The sequence below is a fragment of the Arthrobacter sp. Y3223164 genome (assembly GCF_059091005.1).
The window spans coordinates 1-2,687 of sequence record NZ_JBNHGF010000365.1 but is presented as its reverse complement, the minus strand read 5'-3'; the positions used below and the strand labels follow the sequence as shown (position 1 = coordinate 2,687).

At 70.3% G+C, this 2,687-nt stretch carries 1 protein-coding gene; it reads right to left on the bottom strand.

What is annotated here, in order from left to right:
• Positions 1–228: 228 nt before the first annotated feature.
• Positions 229–2,687, bottom strand: a 2,459-nt coding sequence (locus AC5RUJ_RS14105; RefSeq protein WP_494156037.1) for a bifunctional [glutamine synthetase] adenylyltransferase/[glutamine synthetase]-adenylyl-L-tyrosine phosphorylase, incomplete at its 5' end; no start/stop codon positions are given.

The window sequence follows — 2,687 nt, the reverse complement described above, 5'->3', positions numbered from 1 at the left end:
CGCGGCCGCGGCCGCGGCCGCGTTGCCGCCGAAGACCAGCGAGAGCACCGCCAGCAGTCCGGTCAGGGCCAGCAGGCGCCGTCCCAGCCCGGTGCATTGGAGGGTGTGCAAACTAAACAGCTCCTAGATTTGTTCTCAGGGCACGCCTGTACAGCCTGTGCAAGGCGCAAAAGATCCTCATTGAGGGTACAGACCGGTGACCGGCAGCACCACTTGGCGTCGGGGAGGCTAGGTGCCGTAACCGTAGAAGTAGCGCTCGAAGATGGCCCGGGCGCGGCGGGTCTGGCGCAGGTAGTCTTCCTCGATCGCCGCAGCGTTCCCGGGCTCGTAACCGCACCAACGTGCCACCGCTTCGAGGTCCCGGCGCGAGGCCGGCAGCACGTCCGAGTTCTTGCCCGCCCAGATCACATTGGCCGACCGGATCCGGGTGGCAAGGCTCCAGCTTCGCCCGAGGGCGGCGGCGTCCTCGCCGGGCAGCAGCCCGGCGGCTGCGATGGCGGAGAGCGCTTCGAGCGTGTTGGTGGTGCGCAGCTCCGGGAGCTTCCGGGCGTGCTCCAGCTGCAGCAGCTGGACCAGCCACTCCACGTCGCTGAGTCCCCCGCGGCCCAGCTTCAGATGGCGGGCCGGATCGGCGCCGCGCGGGAGCCGCTCCGATTCCACCCGCGCCTTGATCCGGCGGATTTCGCGCACCTGATCGCTTCCCAGCCCCTCCGGGTAGCGGATCGGATCCACGAGCGCGATGAACTCGTCCGCCAGGTTGTCGTCGCCGGCCATCGGGCGGGCGCGCAGCAAGGCCTGCGCCTCCCAGACCAGGGACCAGCGTTGGTAATACTCGCGGTAGGAGTCCAGCGAGCGCACCATGGGCCCGTTCTTGCCTTCCGGCCGCAGCGCCGCATCCACTTCGAGCACCCGTTCGGCCAGCACCGGGGGTGTGCAGGGCTGCTTCAGGAGGGAAGAGATCCGCGTGACAATGCGCTCCGCCTGCTGCTGGGCCAGGCCGGGGTCGGCCCCCGGCAAGGGCCGGTGCACGTACATGACGTCGGCATCCGAGCCGTAGCTGATCTCCCGTCCGCCCTGCCGGCCCATGGCCACCACCAACAGGGCCGTCAGCCGTTCCTCGGACTCCAGCACGGAGGTTTCCGCGACGTGGAGCGCGCCGAGCACGGCGGCACGGTCGGCGTCCGCCAGAGCGGCCCCGACCTGGGACTGCTCCAGCAGCCCGGAGGAGTCGGCCAGCGCGATGCGCAGCGTTTCCCGGCGCCGGATCAGCCGGATCAGCCGGATGGCCTCCTCGGGCACCGGGTGGCGGGACATCTTGGACCGGATTTCCTGCCACTGGGCGTCGAAGCTGAGCGGTACGAGGTCCTTGTCGGTGCCCAGCCAGGCCGTGGACTCCGGCGAGACCTCCAGCAGGTCCGTGATGAAGCGGCTGCTGGAAAGAATGTGGCACAGGCGTTCGGCGGCCGAGCTCGAGTCCCGCAGCATGCCCAGGTACCAGTGCGAGTCTCCCAGCCGTTCGCTCAGCCGGCGGAAGCCCAGCAGGCCCGCGTCCGGGTCCACGCCGGAAGCGATCCATTCCAGCAAGACCGGGAGCAGCTGGCGCTGCAGCGACGCCTTCCTGCTGACTCCGCCGGTCAGGGCCTCGATATGACGCATCGCACCCCGCGGGTCCTGGTAGCCCAGCGCGGCCAGCCGGCCCTGCGCCGCCTCCGGGGTCAGCCGCACCTCGTCCAGGCTCAGGTTGGAGGCTGCGGCCAGCAGCGGCCGGTAGAAGATGCGTTCGTGCAGCGCCCGCACCCTGCGCTTGGTCTGCTGCCATTTCTCCAGCAGCTCGGCCGGCGCCGGCCGCCTATCGAGCAGCGCTCCCTGGGCGGCTTTGGCCAGCACGCGCTGCGCCTGCTCGTCGTCGGGCATCAAGTGTGTCCGGCGCAGGTGCACCAACTGGATCCGGTGTTCCAGGACGCGCAGGTACCGGTAGGCCTCATCGAATTCCTGCGCGTCGGCGCGCGAGATGTAGCCCGCGGTGCTCAGCGCCGCGATGGCCGACGTCGTGTCGCGCTGGCGGATGGATTCGTCTACCCGGGCATGCACCAACTGCAGCAGTTGGACCGTGAATTCAACGTCGCGAAGCCCGCCGCGGCCCAGCTTGATCTGGCGGCCGCGCTCATGGGCCGGGATGTTTTCGGTGACCCGGCGGCGCATGGACTGCACCGATTCGACGAACCCTTCCCGTTCCGACGAGGACCACACCAGCGGCGACACCGCTTCCTCGTACCGGCGGCCCAGCTCGGCGTCCCCGGCCACGGCCCGGGCCTTCAGGAGTGCCTGGAACTCCCAGCTCTGCGCCCAGCGCCGGTAATACGTCAGGTGCGAGTCCAGCGTCCGGACCAGCGGACCGTCCTTGCCCTCCGGGCGCAGGTTGGCGTCGACTTCCCAGAGCCCTGGTTCCGGGCCGGGCGAGGAGATGGCGCGGGCCGTTCCGCTGGCCAGCGCCGCGCCGATCACCCCGGCCTCGGTGTCGGCGAGCCCGTCGGCCTCGACGACGTACACCACGTCGACGTCGGAAATATAGTTCAGCTCCCCGGCCCCGCACTTGCCCATGCCGATGATGGCCAGCCGCACCGCCGCGACGTCGCCGGCGCCGTAACGCTCCGCTGCTTCGGCCCGGGCCACCGCAAGCCCGGCGT